Origin of the sequence: Paenibacillus spongiae (assembly GCF_024734895.1) — a bacterium.
Lineage (GTDB): Bacteria > Bacillota > Bacilli > Paenibacillales > Paenibacillaceae > Paenibacillus_Z > Paenibacillus_Z spongiae.
Genome location: NZ_CP091430.1, coordinates 1,327,359 through 1,349,569, shown reverse-complemented (window position 1 = coordinate 1,349,569; position 22,211 = coordinate 1,327,359). Strand labels below are relative to the sequence as shown.

Sequence of the window (22,211 nt, the reverse complement as noted above, 5' to 3'; positions counted from 1 at the left end):
TTTAAATGAGTGTAGTCGACTTAATCCGCTTATCCATTTCTTCATGAGCCTTGCGCACCTTGTCGGACACGGAGACCTCCGGCACCCCGACATTCCACCACGATTCGTAGCCGTCCGTATTCGTTCCCGGCACGACCGGAATTTCAATGAGCGTCGTGACCGTCTCCCGCTTCGCGGCCTCAAGCGCCTGCTTCAGCTCTTCCGCCGATCGCACCTTGTAGGCGGCCGCCCCGAGGCTGCGCGCATTAGCCGCAAAATCGATCGGCATATATCCGCCGGTCAGCAGCCCGCTGTCTTCCGAGCGGTACCGGAACTCATTGCCGAAGCCGTCGCTTCCGTGGCCCCGCTGCAGGTTGTGAATGCACTGGAAGCCGTGATTGTTGAATAACAGGATCGTGATCTTCCGCTGTTCCTGAAGGCTGGTAACCAGCTCCGAATGCATCATCAAATAGCTGCCGTCGCCGACGAATGTATACACCTCTCGGTCTGGCTCGGCAAGCTTGGCCCCGAAGGAGCCCGCAATCTCGTAGCCCATACAGGAGAACCCGTATTCCATGTGATAGGTCTTCGGCTGAACCGGTCTCCACAGACGGTGCAAGTCGCCGGGAAGACTCCCTGCGGCGCATAGGACGACGGCGGACGGATCGATGCTTTCGTTAATGACGCCGATCGCTCTCGTCTGTGCGATCCCATCCGGATGCTCCGTGGCATACAGACGGTCCACTTCCGCATCCCACTGCTCCTTCAGCCGTGAAACCTCCTGCTCATAGCCGGAACGGTACCCGGCCTTGACCAACAATTCGTGAAGCGCTTTCAATCCTTCCCTGGCATCCGACGTAACCGCAACGCCGCTTAGCTTATAGGAATCGAAACCGCTAATGTTCACGTTCAGAAATTGGACGTCCGGATTCGCAAAAGCCGACTTCGAGGAGGTCGTAAAATCCGAATAACGCGTTCCGACGCCGATAATCAGGTCGGCCTCCTTCGCGAGCAGATTAGCGGCCAGCGATCCTGTTACCCCGATAGCGCCAACTTGAAGCGGATGGTTCCACGGCAGGGACGACTTGCCGGCCTGCGTTTCGGCAACGGGAATGCCGAATGCTTCGGCGAAGGCCGCTAGCTGCTCGGATGCCTCCGAGTAGAGAACGCCGCCGCCAGCAATAATGAGCGGCTTGCGTTTACTTACCATTAGCTCTGCCGCGCGTCGGAGCGAATCTTCCGCAGGCGGGCGCCGGTCTATGTAGTGAACGCGCTCTTCGAAGAAAGCGAGCGGATAATCGTATGCTTCCGCCTGGACGTCTTGAGGCAGAGCCAGCGTAACGGCGCCGGTTTCGGCCGGATCGGTCAGCACCCGCATCGCTTGCTGTGCCGCGGTCATCAGCTGCTCGGGACGAACGATACGGTCCCAGTAGCGGCTGACCTGCTTGAACGGATCGGTCGCCGACACCGTATAATCCGTCACCGATTCCAGCTGCTGCAGGACAGGATCGGGCTGCCTAGACGCAAAATTGTCTCCAGGTAGCAGCAAGACCGGAATCCGGTTTACCGTTGCGGTTGCCGCTGCCGTCACCATATTCAAAGCGCCGGGACCGATGGAGGACGTGCAGGCATAGATTTGTTTCCGGTTCGACTGCTTGGCGAAGGCGGTCGCAGCGTGAACCATTCCTTGCTCATTCTTGCCTTGAATGTAAGTCAATGAGCCCGGGCTCCGCTCCAAGGCCTCCCCGATCCCGGTTACGTTGCCGTGACCGAATATGCCCATAACGCCCTTCACGAACTTTGTTTTCTTCCCGTCCATCGAAATAAACTGATTGTCCAGAAATCGAAGCAAAGCTTGAGCCATCGTTAAACGAACGGTATTCATACAAGCGTTTTCTCCTTCCGTTTGACAAGATAGGTAAAGCGCTTAACCTTAAGACAAATATATGGCGCTCCCATAAGTGAAGCGCTTAACCTGAAGTTTACTATGTCCCCTATGAATATGCAATCTGAATCTTTCTTATTCTCTTCTTTTTCTATTCTACACCTCGTCATATGGGCCCTGACCTTTGATCGGATGCGGCAGCTTCAACGGATGGTGCCACCTACTCTCTTAAGCGCGGTGTCGATACGGAGCTTTCCGTCGAACGGCTTTATGCTACCGTTCTCCAGCCTCTAAAGTCAGCATGTTAGCACTAAACTAAACACGATGCCATTTCGAGCGTCGGAGCTAGTTCTGGACACAGGATCCGCTATTCGCCGAATATCGTCTGATTTCCACTGGTTGCGGACATCAGATCCGTTATTCGCCGAATATCGTCCGATTTCCACTGGTTGCGGACATCAGATCCGTTATTCGCATTAGATTCTTCCATTTTGGCGTGTTCTGGCTTATATAAGGGCTCTCATGTCCGCTACACTCGTAAAATCCCTGAATAGGCTGTATAACGGACTGAATGTCCGTTAGCATGGCAGCGCTGCACGGTGCTGGCTGGGGAGTTACTGGTTACAAAACGACCCTTTGTCTTATGCGACTTTATTCGAAGATGAGTTAGTGTGAACCTAAAAATCTCGATGGTGCTCCATATTTCGGATGAGTTGCTATGAACTTAAAATCCCAGCAAGTCCAATATATAATGAGGGCTGTGAGCCGAATGGATGCGAATCGGATTTATCGCACTGTACCGTCTTGAAGCCGGTACTTGGAATGCAGGTCTCGTCGCGGTCATAAATCGAAGCCAATGAATACTGTCGCCGTTACCGGCTTGGCCAGGCTGTCCCCGACCGCTGCTTGCCGGTCATGCAAATCTGAGGATTCCAACAACATCTACTGCGAACACCAAAACTAAAATTAGTCCGGCGGACGAAAGGTTTATTCTAGAACAATACGATGCCCGCCAATCCGGAGGCAACGATAACCGTTACCGGATGGAGCTTGTATTTAATCATTCCATATAGAGATCCGGCACATATGAGCAGCGTCGCCAGCGTGGACCAGTCCAGCAGCGGCGCGCTTTTCCCCATAAAGCCAAAATGTAGGGCAGCATAGGCGATCAAGCTCGCAATAATCGGTCTTAAGCCGTAAAAAGAGGATTTTACCCATTGGTTATGATGAATGCGGGAGAGGAAGGTGGCAACAATGACGATGATGAAGAATGATGGAAACACGACACCAAGCGTCGACAATACCGCCCCATAAATCCCTCCGATATGATAGCCAATCAGCGTCGCGCTGTTCGTGGCAATGGGGCCTGGCGCCATCCCGGCAATCGACACGATCTCTTGAAACTCCGCCGCTGTCATCCAGTTATGCGATTCGACCTCATATTGAATCATGGCGATCGCGGCATAGCCGCCGCCAAAGGAACTAAATCCGATCTTCAGGAAGGCAACGAACAACTCCCATAGCATGATCAAACGCCCTCCTCCTAAATGTAGTATTCCGGATACATCGGTTCTTCTTCCTTCAGGTGAGGCGGCTGCTTCTCGGTATATACCTTGATCCCAAGCAGCATCTTGATCCTTACGAGAATGATGCCGATGAACAAACCCGACACGATTGCAATTACCGGATTGATTTCCGTTAACAAGAGAACGGCAAGCGCACTGAGTGCAATCGCAACGGTTGTTTTATCGAAAACCGAAGATTTGGCCATCTTGTACGCGGCAATGAGAATCAATGCGATAATCGCCCCGTGAATGCCTTTGAGCGCCGCTTCAAGCTTCGGATGATCTCCGAATTGGACATAAAGGTAGCTGAGCAGAAACACAATCAGGAAGGTGGGCAGCGTAATCCCGATGATCGCCGCAACCGCGCCTGCGATTCCGCCGAGCCGATGTCCGATAAAAGCCGATGCATTCACGCCGACCCCTCCCGGAGCAGAGCCGGCAATCGAGATCAAATCGCTCATTTCCTGCTTATCGATCCACTTTCGCTTCGTAACGGTCTCCCGTTCGATCAGTGGAATCATGGCATATCCGCCCCCGAAGGTTGCAGGTCCGATACGAAAAAAAGTCCAAAATAATTGGAGAAGAATTTGTAATTTATTCGTCGATGATGGCATCATGCTGTTCTCCTCCCTTGTCTTCTCTATTTATTATACCATCTTTATTTCATTTTGGAATTAAGTATTCACGGATACCATCATAAAATTTGTTTATATCCTCATATTCCCAAGAAAACATTTAAAAAACCATATCGAGCATGAAATGTCGAATTTTAAAATACCAAATCGAATTAAAGTTTATGACAGCCCATGTTTCTGGCAATGAAATACGTACTAGGGTATAATGAAACAAAATTTCTTAACTGATTGTTGGACAGCGAGGTAATCGCATGGATAAACGACCGAAAACCATTCCGACGCCCAAGCGGCTCATATATGACCGTATTGCGGAGCAGGGCGTCGTCTCCAAAGCTGAATTATTGTCCGCCTTCTCCATGACCAGCAGCACGCTAACGCGCGTGCTGGAGGAGATGCTGGCGGAACGGCTGCTGCTGGAATCGGGCCTTGGGAATTCGAGCGGCGGCAGAAGACCGATTCTCTATCAAATCAATCCGACATACGGCTACATCTTCGGGCTGGAGATTTCACGGCTGTACTCCTCCTTGGGCTTATTCGATATGCAGATGAACCCGCGCTCCTTCACGCGCTGGCAGATGGATGAGGCTATGACGCCGGACCGGTTCATCGACCATGTCGCCAGCAATATGAAGGCCTTCCTGCGGGACCACCATATCGATCGGGAGCATGTGCTCGGCGTCGGGATCGGTGCGGTAGGACCGCTGAGCCGGGAGAAAGGCATCATTTTGAAGCCGCTTCATTTTCCGGCCAGAGGGTGGACGGACCTGCCGATCTGCGAGCTGATGGAAGCGAGCACCGGCTTCAACTCCTATCTGGAGAACGGTACGAATACCGCGCTTATGGGCGAACAGTGGGCGCACCGGCAAGAGAATGTGCAGCACATGATATATGTCCATGCCGGGGCCGGTCTCCGCTCCGCAATGATGTCTCATGGCCAGATCGTTCACGGAACGGTCGATATGGAAGGCTCCATCGGCCATATGATCATTCAGACCGACGGCCCCAGACTGCATGATTACGGCAATTATGGCGCTCTCGAAGCTTATGCGTCCGTACAGGCGCTGGAGAAGCAGGCCCGTTCGCAGCTCAAGCGCGGAAGAGCCGATCTGCCGGACTATTTGCAGGTGCCGCCGGAGCACCTGAATTTCAGTCTTCTTGTTAAAGCGTTGCATCAAGACGATCCTTTCGCCAGAGAGCTCTTCATTCAATCCGCCACCTATTTCGGGATCGGCCTGGCCAATTTGATCAATGTCTTTCATCCCGAGAAAATCATCGTCGGCGGCGCACTCATCAATTCGCATGATATTTATTACCAGACGGCCATTGAAGTGGCGCAGCGAAATACCTACTATTCCTCCGATTATCAACCGGTCTTCTCGAAGGGCACGCTGAGGGAGGACGCCGTCGCTACCGGGGCTGCCATCATGGTATGGAAGAATCTGAATCTGTAAGAAGCCAAAAAAGACAAGAACCGTCAGCGGTCCTTGTCTTTTTGCTATTCCACGCCCCGGCCGGGACGATCCTATTAACCCACTCTAATGGAGAATCGGCGGGGAACCCCGCGATCGCTTCAATCAAACAGCCGCCTAAGCCACCTGGCCGCCGGCAATATCCCCTCTTGATAGAACCAGCGGAGAGGAGGATGGAAGACATGGCTCCACAACCACGACAGCGGCTTCCAGAACAAATGAACAATCAGCCACACGAAGCCTTTCCACAGCCATCTCAACGCGGCGACGCTAAACTCCGCTACAGGCGTCAGCACCTCGTATACCAGCCAGCGAAGCACATGCTTCCACAGAAAAACAAGCGGGTAATACACGCCGTAACGCAGCAAAGGATAGATGACATAAGACCATAGAAACTTCCCCAGCGGACGGAGGATATGATGCCAGAGTACGCGGAGTGACGGGCTGAAAATGTGGTTCCACAGCCAGAGAAGCGGCTCCACGATAACGTATTGGATAAACGGAATGATGATTTTCTCGAATAAAAAACGGAGAACGGGTTCAATAATATGCTTATACAACCATGACATCACCGGGCGAAGCAGATAGATCCAAATCAAACGAAGCAATTGATAGAGCAGATAAAACGGAAAATAAATGATAAACGCAATGCCGCGCAGCGCATACTTTAACCCTGATTCGAGCACGATCCGGACATCACCCCATTCTCTGATGCAGCTGCCGTTCGCACTTACATCATTTGTAATATATTCATACGGCAGCCGCAATCATATGTCTCCAAATTCAAGGAAGATTTAAACACAAATAAAAAAGCATCAAAATCCTTGCAAGAACAAGGAGCTTGACGCCATCCGGCTGCCTTTTATCCGCTTAAAACATCTCGATATAACTCTTCTATTATCGCAATCTATGTATTCGTATGTGAGTTAAAAGATCAATTGAGATAAAAACAGTCAATTTCAGGCTGTTTTTATAACGTTTTTTAAGACAATTTATAACATCGGTTTAGACAAACCATATATTTTTTATAAGATATTTTTATTATTCCGCTCGTTCATCTAAGTTGATATTAATTGGTTAGCGCAATAACGGTTAGGAACCCCAATTCTTCTGACTGCGGAGCGGACCTAATTTTCAATGACACATACCCCGATTAGATATGATCTCTTCACGAGCTGCCTGTCAGCTACAAGGCGGCTAGGCTCTTAGCTCGACCGGACTATAACAGCTGGTTGTGCCTGACTTGGTTAGACACGCAATAATAAAAAAGAGCTAGCAAAAATACCGCTAACTCTCGTATTGATCAATTGGCCTAATTACAATCTTTGAATCAACCAATAAAATGCCAGCACAAAAATAAGGCAAGACGTTGAAATCATCATTTTACGGTACCACGGGAACCTTTGCAGCCAAATCAAGAGGGGCAGCAATAGGCATAAGACCATCAGTTGACCCGTTTCTACTCCTAAATTGAACGCCAGGAGCGTGCCAATCAGATTGTCCTTTGGAAGTCCTATTTCGGCTAATGCCCCGGCGAAGCCCATACCGTGAATCAGGCCAAATATGGCTGTCATTACCCACCGCCATTTCGCCTTTTGAACAAACATATTTTCCACGGCCACGTAACAGATCGTCACCGCAATCAACGCTTCGACCCAAGACGGGATGACATGAATGCGCCCCGACGCCACCAAGAATAGTGTAATGCTGTGGGCGATTGTAAAAGCAGTAACAATTTTCAATGCATCCTTGAAGCGAGATGCGATTAATACTAAGGATAACAAAAACAGCAAATGATCATAACCTATCAAAATGTGTTCGATTCCAAGCTTAAAGTATTTCCACAAAACAGCGCCAAGCTTAGGCTGGGGAAGGTCCTGTGCTGGGTCCTGTGCTGGGTCTTGGGGAAGGTTGATCAGAAAATCTTTATTCGTTCTATCAATTACTTCCTGCTGGAAATATTCCCCGTCATGAATCATTAGTACACTTGTAAGAGGAGGCGCATCGTCAAACACCACATCGTAATGAAGATTAAATTGTTCGATTTCTTTATCGGCGGTAAAAGTCAGATGAAATTCTATGCCTCTTACGGTACCTTTATTCGCCATGCTCATCGAATCAAATTCCATCGTTAAGGGCTTCGAATCCACTTCTATGCGAAGACCTTTCTGTAGAATGGATTCGATTTCTTGCGAGAACAGTTCCTCGTTCACCAGATTATCCAAGTCAGTACCGAATTGTTGAATCAAGTCTCTTTGATCAATGAAAAGATCATAGAGAATCTCGTTCCCTTCAATGTTTAAATCCGAGTAATTCATACTTAGGGAATGCGCATGTGAAGTTGTGGCAGTCCCAAAAAATAATAAGATCATTAGGATGAACAAGGACAGAAATGAACGCTGCCTCATAGCGGAACCTCTTTTCATGAAATGCTAGTATTACAATCTGCAATATAGTTTATCCGGTTACGAACGTTCATTCTGGAACTTGAATCGGATCAAATAAGCCATTGCCATTGCCGCTGATGATGCCCGCTTTTGCCGCATCCTTTGATTTGATTTGCTGCGTGAGAGCTTGCGCTTGCTATATCCGCAAAATTGCCTTTGGAAGCATCTTTGTCCACTTTAATTAAGTCTACAATACGGGATAAAATAATGACTATTTCTTCACGGCTGATCGTTTTATCCGGTTTGAACGTCCCGTCTCTATATTCGGTAAGCACTCCTGTGCTAGCGAGTTTCTCAATGGCGTCTTTAGCCCAGTGTCTATCAATATCTTCCACAACAACCGACTGGACAACAATTAAGTTAATTTCTACACCGACGGCGCCAGCGACCGTCACATTACATATGAAATATGAGCCTGTATCCCGTTGCAGTATACCTTTGGTACCATTAATCACCCAAATCGATGAGGGGGAGAAAATTGATCTCCCCCCGTTTCATTACCGATCCATCCTAAATTTCGCTAATGTAATGGCATCTGCATTTATTCTCTTGGTTTCAAACACTTGAATTGCTCTACTTTTGTGTCAATAAATATTGAGCGTCCCGCAGCAAATATTGAGCCGCTTTGCTTGAGATGCTCTTCCCGCTTTGAGCTTTCACATCATTCATAAAGCCTTTCAGATTGTTGTTTGCCAATTTTTCCAGCAGATTAGTGGCAACATCGGCTTTAGCGATCTCTTTGTTATTAGCAAAGCGTTTCACCAATGCCTTTAAAGAATCGATGCTGGTTACCGTCGTAAACTGAACGGTCTTGCTTGCCTGGTTGCCGGCCAAGTCGCTGGCGGATACAACAAGCGTATGCTGACCAAGCGGCAGCGTATAAAGCGGGATCGTCGTTCCGATTTGGTAAGATTGCGAATCGAGCGTTACCATCGTCTTGCTGGTATCCACACCCGACAAATTATCGGTCAGCTTAATCTGAGGCGTCAAATCCCCGGAATCTTCATAAATGCTGTTATCTCCCGGTACGGTCACGTCGACCTCAGGAGCCTCCGTATCCACCGGCGCAAAAATTTTCATTTCCGACAAACCGACATTTGGCCCGCTTCCACCGGATACCTGGAATTTGACCCATGTCACCGTCTTGTCAGGGAAAGTTACAGAATAAGCGCTCCCGTCATTCGGGATTCCTGAAACCGTCACAGTACTTCCGTCACTGAAGGTAAGCGTTCCGCCGGGCGCCCAGTCCCCTGGGTTGGGCCGATCATAGAAGACAATCTTGTTGATCGTTTGATTCGTCGTCCAATTCACCTGGATCCATGGATTCTGTTCTCCCTTGGAGGCCCATTCGCCATTAACCGCTTGCCCTATGCCGTCGAAGACTTTGTCGGGAGAATAAGCGTCACTGTAAGTCGATGAAGCGGTAACTGTGGCGGTCGACGCTGGGATCTTATTAACAGTTACTCCAATGCTTGTTGTCAAAGGCACGTTGTTCGGATTTGACACCCCTGTTGGCAAAGATACCGTTCCATTAACAGTGAAGGTCTGCCCTGTCTTTACATTGGGATCATAGTTTGAAGCATCTACATTCCATGTCACATTGGCATCCACGCTGTATGCATCGGTATCCAAGGATACTGTCTTGGGCAATCCAAGAGCGTCCGCTGTCTTTGCCGTTCCGATGTCCACTCCTGTGATGGCTGCCGGCGCTTTGATGCTCACGAGATTCAACGGTAACCCAGCCGGAACAACCCATTTAAATTCCATTTCCGACAAACCGACATTTGTCTTTGCATTACCGGATATCTGAAATTTGACCCATGTCACCTTCCTGGTTGGGAAATGTACAGAATAAGCGCTCCCGTCATTCGGGATTCCTGAAACCGTCAAAGTGCTTCCGTCGCTGAAGGTAAGCGTTCCGCCGGTCGCCCAGTCGACTGTGTTGGGCCGATCATAGAAGGTAATCTTGTTGATCGTTTGATTCGTCGTCCAATCCACCTGGATCCATGGATTCTGTTCTCCCTTGGACGCCCATTCGCTACCCGGATTGCCATCTAACACTTTGTCGGGAGAAGTATTGGCATTGTAATACGATGAAGCGGTAGCTGTAGCTGTAGCGGTCGACACTGAGTACTGATTAACAGTTACTCTAATGCTTGTTGTCAAAGGCACGTCATTGGGATTTGCTACTATAGTCGGCAAAGTTACCGTTCCATTTACAGTGAAGGTCTGTACAGTCTTTACATCGGGATCATAGTTTGAAGCATCTACATCCCATGTCACCCTGGCATCCATCCTGATTGCATCATCGGTGACCAAGGATAATGTCTTTGGCAATCCAAGGGCGTCCGCTGTCTTCGCCGCTCCGAATGGCACATCTGTTACGTCAGAAGGCACAGCGATGCTGTTTAAATTAACATTGTGATCCATAATGTCAATGTCCTGCGACGAACGGTTATACATGGAATCGTCGGCGAATACCCTGATTATATATGGAGTATTTGGCGACAAACCTGTAACCTTATATGTCTTGGATTCCTCGTATGGTTTCTCCATCGGCATCGAAAGGCTGTTAAACGATTTGTCCACTTTCCCGGTGAGCTTGTTGATAAGCTCAATATTATATTCCAAAACGCGCACATTATCAGTTGCTTGCTTTATTGTAAAACCAACTCCGTTGTTATTGAAGTCCAAATAATCGACCTTAATAGAATCCTCATCAAGCTGCGGAGCTATGAGTTCTCTTGTATCGCTCCTGCTATAGGTAAAGGCATCTTTGCCTTCGCCAACGATTTTTACAGTAGGTACGCCTACATATTCATCTGTAGCTAAATTATACTGTTTGATGATCATTTTTGAACCGTAAACCTCTAAGAAATTCACGATCTTAGGTGTGGTAAGATAATTGATATACGAGCCTTCTAAATATCCACCGTATGGACCGTCATCAATATAACTGGAATATGAACTCGCACCGCTGTCGAGAAACGTAGCCGAACCTTGATAGTGAGAACGTTCGTCGGTCGGGTCGTATTGCGTATGACCAGACATATATACCACCTGCGAGAAGTTATTGTTGGCAATAAATTGTCCCATAGCATTACTTGCCCCGCTGCTCCATCTCGATCCCCACACGGTTCCGCTTATAGGGTAGTGAGAAGATACAAAAATAGGTTTGGTTGGATCGTAATCCGCTTCATTTTTAATTTGGTTGAGGAAATTGGTGGCTTTCCCCACCGTAGTGCTGCTGTTAATATTTCCGTCAAAACCCACAAAATTATATCCTTTTACCTTCACCCTATAAGCATCGTTATAGAAATTGTTATCGTATGAATTCGTTGACTCGTTCCACGCGCCCGCCGAACCGACAGGTATAAACTTTTCGGTGCCGGGCACATCATGGTTGCCTCTTACCATATAAAACTTCGTATTGTTCAACAAACCTTCATTTGTAAGCTGAGTGTGTATGGCTTGCATACCTTTCATCAACACATCATCTTCGGCATTCCAACCGGGGGTAACGTCGCCAGGAATAAAGATTACGTCGGCCTGTGGGAATAATCTCAGTTCTGTTCTGTAATGTTCTACTTTGCCCGCGATTGCTTCAGGACTATTACCGACTTCCGGGTCGCTGTCTACAATCACATTTAAACCGGCGGGAGTTAATGTTTTATTGCTTTTTTGATAGATGAATATGGCGTTGCTTAGTTCACGTTCGTAATAATTGACGGTTTCCTGTGTATATAATTTTACGTTTTGCGTTGTTGCAACCGTAGATGCCGTATTCAAAACCTTTTTCAAATAATCAAAATCGGTTTGGCTGAAGCCGTTGCCGAGACCGCCTGCTATTAGTGTATTTGCTTCGTATATTGTGTCGTTAAGCGCGTTCATATCTACTTTATTTACACCGTAACTTTTATAGTTAGCTTGAACTTCATCACTGCTTAATGCGCCTTTCCAAACATTCAGATCAGCGATATCGAATGAATTACCACCATTGCCGCCCACTCCGTCGCTACCTATATTTAATGGGTTCGGTGTATCTAAAGTTCCTACCCCCAGTGAAGTTTCTGTCATTTTGTATCCATCAATATACAACGATCCGAGCATTTTATCTCTGTCTACAACAAATGTCACATAACGCCAATCGGAAGCATTAAACGTGTCGCGCCCAAAATTTACTGATGTGGTCGGGAATCCTAAATTCATATTGACCGAATTGGCTGATGTATAAATCGCCCAGCCTGCGTTAGAGCTCTTTGTAAAATCCTTGTTTGATAATATGACCTGATTCTCCTTAGTGTCGCCCTTATACCAGAAGGATACGGTAAAACTGTCCTCACCAAAAGTCAAGCTATCCGTCGTACCGACATAATTGCCGTCTCCGCTTTCTAAGTGCAGAGCTTTGGTCCCGGTTAATACACCGTCTACATAACTGTAATTCCCATTTGCCGTCAAATTCTCTTGGTTTGCATCGTCCATTAAATTATTATCGAATTTAATCGATGCAATTAGGGGGTTGGCATTGTCGATTTCGACTACGTCACTATCTGCATTTACTGCCGTGTTCGATAACATACCGAATACCATCGTTAATACGAGGGTAAAGGAAAAAATTCTTTTCATTCTTTTCACTACAGAAAACCTCCATACTTGAAGTATTTTAAGAGTCTGTTCAAAAAGCTAAGTGATGCGGCCGCTCATAGAAATACCTTTACGTCCACTAATCACTCCTCAATCCGACGATCACGACGATACAAATGGAAGCGCTTTCCAACATATCGCCATTAGTGTCCCGATCAATTTCCTTTACTCAGAGACAATTCGTACAATGACGAACAGGGCCAAGTAACGACATGATCATACACAGTCTATTGCGATAATTAACGGCCATTTCAATCCGTAAGCAACACCCCCCAAAAAATTGTCTCATCCCTACGGAAACCAATTGCATTTCGAACTCGATCGAGTCTCTAACGCGCATTCGAACGGCTTGCATTTTTGTTCAATATTTTTTTAACAACATCTATATTTTTAGGATAAGGACCGTTTTTCTGTTTATGTACAAAATATACTGTACAATACATCCATTATTAATAGGTTAATTACGTGTAAAACTCAAATGAAGATTGTGTAAAAAGCGAACGTCCCTGCAAGTAATTTACTTGAGTATTGTCATAAATCCAAACCTGAACCTATAAATGGGTATAACGTATCCGGCTGAAAGGGCTTAAGAAACGCTTGCATACGCGACGCCGGCTTCCATGTAAGACAGCGCAAAGTTAAGCAAGGTAAAACTGCAGCCGTACAATACAAACATCAGCACGGACTACCAAAACTGGTGAAGCCGGAGGACAGCTTCATGAAAGTGGTGCCGGATAATTCGGAGACCGTCACCTTCGCATCTTTAAACGAACATTCGCCGGCAAGCGACTCTTCCGCGCCAACGATTCCTATTGTCATGGCAAAGCCTGCGAAATTCCCCATCTGCATATCGCCGTGGTGCCCATTGTTTATTCTCCTTTTTAGTTTCAGCAAGGTAATGGTGGGGTAACGAACATCCCTTAATCCATATTTTATACAATATTTATTGTACATTAGCTTTCCTTTTCGTGTGTCAAATGACTGCTAATAGAGCATCAAGATTATGTAAAGTCTCCTCTTCACTATTCGCCAACTTAATGATTTTGCTATAATAGAAGGAATCGATTCAAGAAATTTTGTACATCTGCAACGAACCTATAAACGGTGATGGGGAAGTGAACAGTCCGGTGTCCCAAGAAGAGGAAAGTCAGCACGCTGAGCGACGGCTTCGCATCAGAAACAATATGATCGAAGCCATAGCGGAAACGATGGATTTATACGGCGGCACACATTCGTCAGGTAAGCTGTATGGCATTATGTTCTTTGAGAACCGGCCAATGACGCTCGACGAGATGAAGACGCAGATGAACATGAGCAAAAGCAACATGAGCTATGCAGTAAGGGCGCTTGTTGAATCCCGGATGGTCAAAAAGCTGGATGAAAAGCAGGAACGAAAAGAGCTGCATGCTGCAGAGGTCGATTTTTTTCTGGCCTTTCGAAATTTCTTCTCGCATAAGCTGCAGCGTGAAGCGGATGTGATGACGGAGGCTATCGATCAGGCTCTTCCCGAGTTGACCGAGCTAATTCTTAAGGAGCATATTACCGACGAGGAACGGAAGCTTGCGCTTCAGGATCTGCATAAGCTCCGGCATGCGAAGAATTATTACGAATGGCTGCAGCAGTTTGTCGATGCCTTGCGCCGAGGGGATTTTTTTAAAGACGGCTCCGCCGAAACATAAGGTAATCTACCACCTAAGTGAAGACCACACTTCCCGTAACGGTTCTCATTTATGGACCGAGCATAAGCAGCGACCGGGTGTTACATTATTCCTAAGCCGATTGTGCGCAAGGATTTCCGGCAATGACAAAAACGGTTCTCCACTCCCTCGGAGCGAAAGAACCGTTTACTTTTTGTTTGGAACTGCATGCGGAAACTCGCTGGTAGCATAGCCTTTGCGTATTCCGCGTCGTCGTTATATGGGCAAGGTCATGCAAAATCGGAAACCATTGCGGTTTCATGGCCGCTATCCGCGTCGCGCTTCGCCTCGATCGTCTGCTTCATGACTTCAGCTCCCCGTTCTACGCGCATCCGGATTTCCCGGGCGATGCACCGCACCGACATCGCGCAAATCAAACCACTTTTTCTCAAGCTTTAAATTCATTTAAATATTCTCCGGTAAGATAATCCGGTTCCCCATCCTGCAAAATGGCAGCAAACCCTTGAATAAACCAAGGACTTTGATGCCATCTGATTGTCTTATTAAATGATATAAACCATCTCAAAAATTCTTATATGTAGTGTTAATTTACGTTATAACTTACATCGTATCATAACCTCACTAGAATGAATATCGCCTCTGACGCAGCGCCTCATACAGCACGACCGTCGCCGCCATCGCGACGTTCAGCGATTCCGATCGCCCGTGCATCGGGATGATAATGCGATCGTCTACCTGCGCGAGCGTTTCTTCCGACAAGCCGCTGGACTCATTGCCTAGCAGCAGCCAGGTCGCCCCGCGCCAATCGTAGCTGTAGCAGGTATCCTCTGCCTGAAGGCTTGTCCCGGCCAGACGGATTCCATGCTCCTTCGCCGCGGGCAGCAGCTGAGCCAGATCGCCTTCCATGACGGGCAGATGAAACAAGGAGCCCATCGTCGAACGGACCGTCTTCGGGTTATAGAGATCGACGCAGCCCTTGCCGAGCACGACAGCATCGGCGCCGACTGCATCCGCGCTGCGGATGATCGTCCCCACATTGCCCGGATCGCGCACGCCATCCAATACGACAACGAGCGAGGAGGCCCCATACAGCGTACCGCTATCCACGTCCTTCTTGGCGACAACGCCGAACACGGGCGGCGGCGTATCGGTCGCCGTACACTTCGCCATCACTTGCGGCGAGGCTTCCACCAGCTCACAGCCGGAGTCTGCGATCAGATGCTCTAATTCGGACGGCATTCCCCGCTCCGCATCGAATACGACAGTCTCCACCGCGGCAGCGGCCATAAGAGCCTCCTGCACGAGGTGAACCCCTTCGATTAGAAACTTCCCGCTTCTGTCCCGGTGCTTCTTCTCCAGAAGTGAAGCGTATGTCTTCACTTTCTCGTTCTGCACGGAATTTATGGTTAAAATACGGTTATTACCCACGATATATGTTCAGCCTTCCGCATAAGTTATTTCTAAATTAGTCAAATCTTCGTTCTTGCCCACGATTACAAGGGTGTCCTGCTCATGGATAATATCCTCCGCATATGGGGAGATGTTCATGGAATCCCCTGTCTTGATCGCCAGAACGTTGCACTTGAATCTAGCCCGTATATCGAGCTGCTTCAAGTTTTTGCCGACCACCTGGGCGGGCGCCTTTATCTCCAGAATACTGTAATCGTCCGAAAGCTCAATGTAATCCAGGATGTTCGGTGAGATCAGATGATGCGCGACACGCAGGCCCATATCACGTTCGGGGTAGACAACCTTATCGGCCCCGATCTTGCTAAGAACTTTGCCGTGCAGCTCATTCTGCGCTTTCACAATCAGCTTCGGCACGCCGAGCTCCTTCAATATAAGCGTCGTTAAAATACTGGCCTGAATATCGGCGCCGATCGCCACCACGACGACGTCGAAATTCCGGACGCCAAGCGCGCGCAGCGCCTCCTCGTCGGTCGTGTCTGCCGATACGGCATGGGTAACGATACTGGCAACCTCCTGGATTTTCTGCTCGTCCGAATCGATGGCCATCACTTCGAAACCAAGGTTCGATAAAGCGGAGGCCACGCTCGAGCCGAAACGTCCCATTCCGATGACTGCATACTGCATCTTCGCCATGCGTCGCACATCCTTTTCTGATTAATCGCAGCTTTAGCTTTGCTTATTATACCACAATTCCGATTGCTCTTTTTCGCGCCCGCCTCGCCGGATGAACGGCCGACAGCAAGGACATATTAAACGCGATAAAACGTGTGATGGAGGGATTTTAAGTTGAACAATCTCGATTTGCGCCAGGCCATCGTCCAGCGCGTACAGAATAAATCCGGCGTCGAGCTCACGGAGGTTATTGAAGACTCCATCGGCAGCGATGAGCGTGCTCTGCCTGGACTCGGTGTGCTGTTTGAAATTATTTGGCAGCACAGCTCTACACCCGATCAGAATAAAATGGTGCATGCGCTGCACAGTCATCTGCACAACGCCGAACCCGCACCGCCAAGCCCAAGCTGACCCGTGCTTGCGCGGCTTCAACGAACGAACGTATATCTTATATCGTTCTCCATATTGTAAACCAAATCCAATCAAAAAACAGCTTGCCCGTGTGGGCAAGCTGTTTAGTCATATTGTTAGGATCTGAAAATGATTCACGTGTATTATTTCGGCTGCGAATCCAATGCCGGCATAGGCGCGGGCCGGTCGCATGTGCTCGCCATCACATAATGCTTGCCGTCACGGGATGCATCATGGAAACCATGCATCGCTTCCAGCACATGGTAGGCCATCTCCCCGCTGGCACGGTGCTCCCGCCCTTCGGCGATCGCGCGCGCCATATCGGCTACCCCGATCCCGCGGTTATTGTCGGTATTGCCGTGCGTGAGCTGAATTTCTTCCCAATCGCCGCCATGTCGGCGCAGCTTCACGACGCCGCCGAAGCCGTTCGGATCCGGCACAAGAAGCGTCCCCGCACTGCCATGAATCTCGATATTCGGCAGCGCCGTGCCAGCCATCGTATCGAAGCTGGTAATAAGCGTTCCTACTGCCCCGTTATGGAAATCAAGCACGCCCGCGATATGGGTTGGCGTCTCTACCGTAATCTTCTTGCCGTGTTTCTTCTCGCTCGTAATGGTCCGCTCCGGATAGGTGATGACGGCCGAACCCGTCACGCGGCGAATTGGTCCGAGCAGGGTTACGAACGCCGTCAGGTAGTACGGCCCCATATCAAACATCGGCCCGCCGCCGACTTCGTAATAAAATTCCGGATCCGGATGCCAGTTCTCGTGACCCCCGCAGAGCATAAAGCCGGATGCCGATACCGGCTGGCCAATGGCTCCTTCATCGATCAGCTTACGGCAGGTTTGTATGCCGCCCCCAAGAAAGGTCTCCGGCGCGCTTGCTACGCGCAGCCCCTTCTCCGCAGCAAGCTTCAAGACCTGCTGTCCTTCCTCGCGGGTGACCACGACCGGTTTCTCCACATAGACATGCTTGCCTGCTTCCAGTGCCTGCAAGCACACGGAAGCATGCGCCTTCGGAATGGTCAGGTTGACGACGATTTCGATTTCCGGATCGGCAAGCAGCTGCTCAACGGTGTAGGCTTTGGCAATACCGAACTCTTCGGCACGCTGCTGAGCGCGTTCGATATCCAGATCCGCGGCGGCTACGAGATCGATCTCCGGGTACTTCTTCAGGTTTGTAAAATAGATGCGGCTAATATTGCCGCAGCCGATAATACCGGTTTTAATAGGCTTCATGGGATACTGTTCCTCCATCTTCACGCAAAATTAGTATAATGAATGCTTAATAATTGACCGCTTTCTTCAGCGGACTCATGTCCCTAGCGTGCAGCCCATAAAAATCCGCGACGCATTAATTCAAGGGTTTGCGGCATCTCGACAATATTCGCCTGATGGCCCAAAGTGTTGTAATACACGCGGCCTTGCCCCCACGTTTTCGTCCAGACGACAGGCATCTTCACTTCACCGAATAAGGTGGTTGCATGCACTTGTATCGCCGGATCGACATGCATGTAATATTGCTCCGAGCGCACCTCGAAATCGCCAATCCCCTTCGTTAACGGATCCTCGGCATCGGTCATATTCACTTCGTACAGCACGCCGTCGTTGCCCGGATGCGCCACCCACTGTCCTCCGACCATGAACTGGTAGTCGACCTCATTCCGGAAGGAATCTCCCATGCCGCCATGGCAGCCTGCAATCCCGCAGCCGGCATGTACCGTATCCAGCAATGGACGCAGCTGGCTCTGTTCGATCGAGCCCATCGTCCACACCGGAACGATCAGATCGAGCTGGGCCATCAGCTCCTTATCGCTGTAGGCATCCAGCGTATTGGATACCGTAACGTCAAAATTCTCCTGACGCAGCGTTTTTTCGAATATCGCAGCCACTTCCTCCGGTTGATGGCCGTCCCATCCGCCCCAAACAATCAATGCTTTTTTCATGCTACACATCGCCCTTCAATAAAGTAGGTTAAACGAAACTCTGAACATAAACCGCCGTGCTGGCGGAATGTTACGATCGGTTATTCAAACTCACGGAGAGAAACCCAGCGGCGTTCTTGAATCGACAACTCAACCGCTTCGAGAACCGCCTGACACCGAACCCCATCCACAAAGTTAGGGACCGGCTGCCTGTCCTCTGCGATAGCCGTCATCAGCTCGTGCACCTCATGCGTAAACGTATGCTCGTAGCCAATGGTATGCCCGGCCGGCCACCACGCATCCATATAAGCATGCGACGGATCGGTCGCGAGCACGCGGCGGAAGCCTTGTACGTCTTCGGCATCATCGGCGAAATAAACCTCGAGCTCGTTCATGCGTTCGAAATCGAACTTGATGCTGCCCTTGCTTCCATTGATCTCGAACGAGTTCGTGCAGCGGTGTCCCGGCGCAAAGCGCGTCGCCTCGATGCTTCCCAATGCGCCGCTCTTGAAGCGGGCCAGAAACAGCGTGGCGTCATCCACAGTTACAGGTCCGCGCGGTGCATTCTCGTCTCCTTTGGCGCTCAATCCTGTCATGGACGAAGGCAGCGGGCGCTCCTTAACGAACGTTTCGCTCATTCCGATAACTTCATCGAACTCGCCGACCAGGAAACGCGCCATGTCGACGACATGCGCGCCAAGATCGCCGTGCGAGCCGGAACCGGCGATTTCCTTCTGGAGGCGCCAGACGAGCGGAAAGCTCGGATCGACGATCCAATCCTGAAGGAAGAAGCCGCGAAAATGATTGATAGTGCCGATCCGGCCTTCCGATATCAGCTTCTTCGCCAGCTGTACGGCAGGCGCAAACCGGTAATTGAAACCGACCATGTGCTTCACGCCCGCTTTCTCGGCGGCTTCGAGCATCTCGACAGAATCGGCATAAGTAAGTGCCAGCGGCTTCTCGCAGAAAATATGCTTGCCTGCTGCCGCTGCCGCCAGCGCGATCTCTTTATGCGCATCGCTTGGAGCATTAATGTCAATTAAGTCGATATCGTCGCGGCCGATCAGCTTCCGCCAATCCGTCTCCGCGCTCTCCCATCCGAATTGCGCGCGTGCCGTCTCGACACCTTGAGGATCGCGGCCGCATATGGCCTTCATCACCGGTCTGTTCACCTGCGGAAAAAACATCGGAAGCGCGCGGTAGGCATTGCTGTGCGCCTTCCCCATAAATTTATAGCCGACCATGCCGATTCGTACATTGCTCATTATGCAGGTTCCACCTTTCAGATCTGATCGAAAATCTCACTTCATTCTGCTTGACTTCATTTCCTTTACACTTCGGACGATGCCCGCGCCACAAGACGCACAGGCAGCTTGACCGTGAACGGAACGGGCGGTTCCGTCTCCGCAAGCGTTCCCAGCAGCCTCGAAGCCGCCTCCGATCCCACTTCATAGAACGGTACGGCGATAGACGTCAGCGGCGGGTCGGTCAGCCGGGCTCCGTCGGAATCATCGCATCCGACAAGCGCATAATCGGCCCCCGCACGAACCCCCTTCTCCTTCAGCCCTTGCAGCAGACCGATCGCCATCCGGTCATTGGCGGCTATGATTGCATCCGCCTGACCGGTGCGAATCAGTTCGGCGAACGCCTCCGCATGGGCGTAACCGCTCTTGCGGCTGTAATTGCCGGCCAGCACCCGGTCCGGATCGAACGTCATGCCGGCCGCTTCAAGCGCCTGACGATAGCCTTCAAGGCGGTCCAAGCTGTTCGAGAACACAGGAGGGCCGTTCAAAAACCAAATACGTTGACATCCCTGCTGCATGAGATGGGTGACAGCGTCGAAGCTTCCCATTCGATGATCGGCATCGACGGTATTGTACGGCTTGCCGTCAAATCGTTGATTAATAAGGCAGAAGGGATGGCCCTCCAACTGAAGCTCTTCAAGCGCATCATAATCGGTAGGGATATTCTGCGCGCCGAGAATAATGCAAGCGTCGACCTTCTGCGTCCGAAACAAATTGGCGTATTCCCGCGGCTCGCCCGGTTCCCGGAACAGCATGAGCAGGTCGTAACCGCTATGTTTGGCCGTATGGCCGATCCCGCTCAGAATCTCGGAGAAGTAGTAGGTGGAGAACACGTTCACCTTCGGGAGCAGCGGCAGGATCACGCCCAGGTTACCGCTCTTCTGACGGGCAAATCGTTGAGCAAGCGCATTGGGCACATAATTCAGCTGCTTCGCAGCTTCCATGACGCGTCTGCGCGTCTCCTCCTTGACCGGTCCGACACCGTTCAGAACGCGGGATACGGTCGCTTCCGACACGCCAGCAAGTTGAGCAACTGCTTTTCTGCGAATAAGTCCTTCCTCCAGCCTGATTCATTCTTAATAGCCATCGTAGTAAACATGCATCATGTACATGCAATATGTACACGCGTACATTTTCTCATGACCGCCCGCCTCTGTCAACGCCGAATAATGTCGAAGAAAGCGGCCTTTTGCAAAGCGGATGCCATACTTTTTACCTAATTTTTATCCAAACATATGGAAATAAGTGTTGTCGAAACAGTCTGGTTCCATTATACTAGAAACGCAAATATGGATCATTTCATGGCAAAAAGGAGACTGTTTCCCACAATGAGCTACAATATCGCAATGAAGAGTCAGCTTGACGCTCGCGAGCTCCTCATTCTCGAGCAAGAAGTAAAGAATAACGGCAAGAACATGGTCGTCGCGTACATCCTCTGGTATTTCCTCGGGCTGTTCGGCGGACACCGCTTCTACATGAAGAAGACCGGATCGGCTGTCGCGCAATTGATTTTGTCGATTACGGTGATCGGCATGATCGTGACCAGCATCTGGTGGCTAGTGGACGCATTTCTTCTTCATACTTGGGTGAAAGAGCGCAACCGCGAAGTAGAAGCTCAGGTCATGAACGAAATTATGTCCCAAAAACATTTTGAAAACGCGATGAATCGCTAGGGCATCGCATATGCTCACGAAACAAGACCTAACCTTAAATGAGCTGATGGTATTCTCATCCGAGATGAGATCGGTGGAGAAATCCACGGCAATCGCCTATTTAATGCTGCTGGGCGGCCATCTCGGTCTGCACCGTTTCTATTTAAAGAGGAAAGGCAGCGGTGCCCTTCAGCTCATTCTCTTTATAGTGGCTACCATCTTCTATGTGTTTACCGCCATCGCATCCTCATTGGAATCCGATGCGCTGACGATTATTTCGGTGCTCTTGTTCGTTCTTCCCGCCATCGCCCTGTTCATCTGGGTCATCGTTGATTTATTCCTGCTGCCAGGCATGATTCGACAGTACAACGGGGCGCTCGAACAAGAGATTCTGCAAGAAATCGTCCGTTATCGCCATATGGAGCAGCTGATGGGCAGAGGCAAGCTTCAGGACAACTAATCACGAGACCTGCTGCATGATCGGCGTTCACGGTTAAACCGCGATCTCTATACGAATCATTCTATAAGCTGACGCATCTGTTACCCACAGACGTCA

20 protein-coding genes are annotated in these 22,211 nt (G+C 49.7%); 5 read left to right on the top strand and 15 right to left on the bottom strand.

Going from position 1 to position 22,211, the window contains the following annotated elements:
* Position 1: 1 nt before the first annotated feature.
* From iolD to L1F29_RS06110, 3 genes are all read right to left on the bottom strand, one after another.
* Positions 2-1,864: a 3D-(3,5/4)-trihydroxycyclohexane-1,2-dione acylhydrolase (decyclizing) gene (iolD, locus tag L1F29_RS06120; protein ID WP_258387453.1), complete on the bottom strand. Its 1,863-nt coding sequence runs from the start codon at positions 1,862-1,864 to the stop codon at positions 2-4.
* Positions 1,865-2,856: 992 nt separating this feature from the next.
* Complete coding sequence (locus L1F29_RS06115) at positions 2,857-3,390, bottom strand: chromate transporter (RefSeq protein WP_258389621.1); 534 nt, start codon at positions 3,388-3,390, stop codon at positions 2,857-2,859.
* A gap of 17 nt (positions 3,391-3,407) precedes the next feature.
* On the bottom strand, positions 3,408-4,046 hold the full coding sequence (locus tag L1F29_RS06110; RefSeq protein WP_258387452.1) for a chromate transporter: 639 nt from the start codon (positions 4,044-4,046) through the stop codon (positions 3,408-3,410).
* 269 nt (positions 4,047-4,315) lie between these two features.
* Here L1F29_RS06110 and L1F29_RS06105 point away from each other — a divergent pair, with 269 nt between their 5' ends.
* Positions 4,316-5,515: an ROK family protein gene (locus tag L1F29_RS06105; protein ID WP_258387451.1), complete on the top strand. Its 1,200-nt coding sequence runs from the start codon at positions 4,316-4,318 to the stop codon at positions 5,513-5,515.
* A 119-nt stretch (positions 5,516-5,634) separates the two neighbouring features.
* On the opposite strand, the gene L1F29_RS06100 is transcribed toward L1F29_RS06105, so the two are convergent.
* From L1F29_RS06100 to L1F29_RS06080, 5 genes are all read right to left on the bottom strand, one after another.
* Positions 5,635-6,300, bottom strand: coding sequence for a hypothetical protein (locus L1F29_RS06100; RefSeq protein ID WP_258387450.1), 666 nt, complete (start codon positions 6,298-6,300; stop codon positions 5,635-5,637).
* 549 nt (positions 6,301-6,849) lie between these two features.
* Positions 6,850-7,941 (bottom strand): HupE/UreJ family protein, encoded by a 1,092-nt coding sequence (locus tag L1F29_RS06095; RefSeq protein ID WP_258387449.1) that lies wholly within the window; start codon positions 7,939-7,941, stop codon positions 6,850-6,852.
* 89 nt (positions 7,942-8,030) lie between these two features.
* A complete protein-coding gene (locus tag L1F29_RS06090; RefSeq protein WP_258387448.1) occupies positions 8,031-8,315 on the bottom strand; it encodes an S-layer homology domain-containing protein in 285 nt (94 codons plus the stop codon).
* Positions 8,316-8,553: 238 nt separating this feature from the next.
* The gene (locus L1F29_RS06085) at positions 8,554-12,606 is read right to left on the bottom strand and encodes a DUF7402 domain-containing protein (protein ID WP_258389620.1); all 4,053 of its coding nucleotides are present in this window, start codon (positions 12,604-12,606) and stop codon (positions 8,554-8,556) included.
* 693 nt (positions 12,607-13,299) lie between these two features.
* Positions 13,300-13,578, bottom strand: coding sequence for a hypothetical protein (locus L1F29_RS06080; RefSeq protein ID WP_258387447.1), 279 nt, complete (start codon positions 13,576-13,578; stop codon positions 13,300-13,302).
* 230 nt (positions 13,579-13,808) lie between these two features.
* On the opposite strand from L1F29_RS06080, the gene L1F29_RS06075 reads away from it, so the two are divergent.
* Positions 13,809-14,303, top strand: coding sequence for a GbsR/MarR family transcriptional regulator (locus tag L1F29_RS06075; RefSeq protein ID WP_258389619.1), 495 nt, complete (start codon positions 13,809-13,811; stop codon positions 14,301-14,303).
* A gap of 248 nt (positions 14,304-14,551) precedes the next feature.
* Here L1F29_RS06075 and L1F29_RS06070 read toward each other — a convergent pair whose 3' ends face one another.
* From L1F29_RS06070 to L1F29_RS06060, 3 genes are all read right to left on the bottom strand, one after another.
* A complete protein-coding gene (locus L1F29_RS06070; RefSeq protein WP_258387446.1) occupies positions 14,552-14,686 on the bottom strand; it encodes a hypothetical protein in 135 nt (44 codons plus the stop codon).
* Positions 14,687-14,903: 217 nt separating this feature from the next.
* Complete coding sequence (locus tag L1F29_RS06065; RefSeq protein ID WP_258387445.1) at positions 14,904-15,710, bottom strand: TrmH family RNA methyltransferase; 807 nt, start codon at positions 15,708-15,710, stop codon at positions 14,904-14,906.
* 9 nt (positions 15,711-15,719) lie between these two features.
* Positions 15,720-16,385: a potassium channel family protein gene (locus L1F29_RS06060; protein ID WP_258387444.1), complete on the bottom strand. Its 666-nt coding sequence runs from the start codon at positions 16,383-16,385 to the stop codon at positions 15,720-15,722.
* A gap of 153 nt (positions 16,386-16,538) precedes the next feature.
* On the opposite strand from L1F29_RS06060, the gene sspI reads away from it, so the two are divergent.
* Positions 16,539-16,775 (top strand): small acid-soluble spore protein SspI, encoded by a 237-nt coding sequence (sspI, locus tag L1F29_RS06055; protein WP_258387443.1) that lies wholly within the window; start codon positions 16,539-16,541, stop codon positions 16,773-16,775.
* Positions 16,776-16,918: 143 nt separating this feature from the next.
* On the opposite strand, the gene L1F29_RS06050 is transcribed toward sspI, so the two are convergent.
* The 4 genes from L1F29_RS06050 to L1F29_RS06035 form a co-directional block, all read right to left on the bottom strand.
* Positions 16,919-18,013 (bottom strand): Gfo/Idh/MocA family protein, encoded by a 1,095-nt coding sequence (locus L1F29_RS06050; RefSeq protein WP_258387442.1) that lies wholly within the window; start codon positions 18,011-18,013, stop codon positions 16,919-16,921.
* Between the two features lie 83 nt (positions 18,014-18,096).
* On the bottom strand, positions 18,097-18,720 hold the full coding sequence (locus L1F29_RS06045; protein WP_258387441.1) for a ThuA domain-containing protein: 624 nt from the start codon (positions 18,718-18,720) through the stop codon (positions 18,097-18,099).
* An 80-nt stretch (positions 18,721-18,800) separates the two neighbouring features.
* Entirely contained in the window at positions 18,801-19,964 is a 1,164-nt protein-coding gene (locus L1F29_RS06040) for a Gfo/Idh/MocA family protein (protein WP_258387440.1), read from the bottom strand.
* Positions 19,965-20,029: 65 nt separating this feature from the next.
* Positions 20,030-21,067 (bottom strand): LacI family DNA-binding transcriptional regulator, encoded by a 1,038-nt coding sequence (locus L1F29_RS06035; RefSeq protein ID WP_373876528.1) that lies wholly within the window; start codon positions 21,065-21,067, stop codon positions 20,030-20,032.
* 264 nt (positions 21,068-21,331) lie between these two features.
* On the opposite strand from L1F29_RS06035, the gene L1F29_RS06030 reads away from it, so the two are divergent.
* Together L1F29_RS06030 and L1F29_RS06025 are read left to right on the top strand one after the other, a co-directional pair.
* Positions 21,332-21,676, top strand: a complete 345-nt coding sequence (locus L1F29_RS06030; protein ID WP_258387439.1) for a TM2 domain-containing protein — start codon at positions 21,332-21,334, stop codon at positions 21,674-21,676.
* Between the two features lie 10 nt (positions 21,677-21,686).
* On the top strand, positions 21,687-22,115 hold the full coding sequence (locus tag L1F29_RS06025) for an NINE protein (protein ID WP_258387438.1): 429 nt from the start codon (positions 21,687-21,689) through the stop codon (positions 22,113-22,115).
* Positions 22,116-22,211 lie beyond the last annotated feature (96 nt).

Bases quoted from the DNA above. Each gene is read 5' to 3' on its own strand.
- L1F29_RS06050 (WP_258387442.1), bottom strand. From the start codon at position 18,013: ATGAAGCCTATTAAAACCGGTATTATCGGCTGCGGCAATATTAGCCGC.
- L1F29_RS06075 (WP_258389619.1), top strand. From the start codon at position 13,809: ATGATCGAAGCCATAGCGGAAACGATGGATTTATACGGCGGCACACAT.
- L1F29_RS06080 (WP_258387447.1), bottom strand. From the start codon at position 13,578: ATGTACAATAAATATTGTATAAAATATGGATTAAGGGATGTTCGTTAC.
- iolD (WP_258387453.1), bottom strand. From the start codon at position 1,864: ATGAATACCGTTCGTTTAACGATGGCTCAAGCTTTGCTTCGATTTCTG.
- L1F29_RS06110 (WP_258387452.1), bottom strand. From the start codon at position 4,046: ATGATGCCATCATCGACGAATAAATTACAAATTCTTCTCCAATTATTT.
- L1F29_RS06060 (WP_258387444.1), bottom strand. From the start codon at position 16,385: ATGGCGAAGATGCAGTATGCAGTCATCGGAATGGGACGTTTCGGCTCG.
- L1F29_RS06040 (WP_258387440.1), bottom strand. From the start codon at position 19,964: ATGAGCAATGTACGAATCGGCATGGTCGGCTATAAATTTATGGGGAAG.
- L1F29_RS06105 (WP_258387451.1), top strand. From the start codon at position 4,316: ATGGATAAACGACCGAAAACCATTCCGACGCCCAAGCGGCTCATATAT.
- L1F29_RS06030 (WP_258387439.1), top strand. From the start codon at position 21,332: ATGAGCTACAATATCGCAATGAAGAGTCAGCTTGACGCTCGCGAGCTC.
- L1F29_RS06085 (WP_258389620.1), bottom strand. From the start codon at position 12,606: ATGAAAAGAATTTTTTCCTTTACCCTCGTATTAACGATGGTATTCGGT.
- L1F29_RS06045 (WP_258387441.1), bottom strand. From the start codon at position 18,720: ATGAAAAAAGCATTGATTGTTTGGGGCGGATGGGACGGCCATCAACCG.
- L1F29_RS06070 (WP_258387446.1), bottom strand. From the start codon at position 14,686: ATGTCGGTGCGGTGCATCGCCCGGGAAATCCGGATGCGCGTAGAACGG.
- L1F29_RS06025 (WP_258387438.1), top strand. From the start codon at position 21,687: ATGCTCACGAAACAAGACCTAACCTTAAATGAGCTGATGGTATTCTCA.
- L1F29_RS06115 (WP_258389621.1), bottom strand. From the start codon at position 3,390: ATGCTATGGGAGTTGTTCGTTGCCTTCCTGAAGATCGGATTTAGTTCC.
- L1F29_RS06095 (WP_258387449.1), bottom strand. From the start codon at position 7,941: ATGAGGCAGCGTTCATTTCTGTCCTTGTTCATCCTAATGATCTTATTA.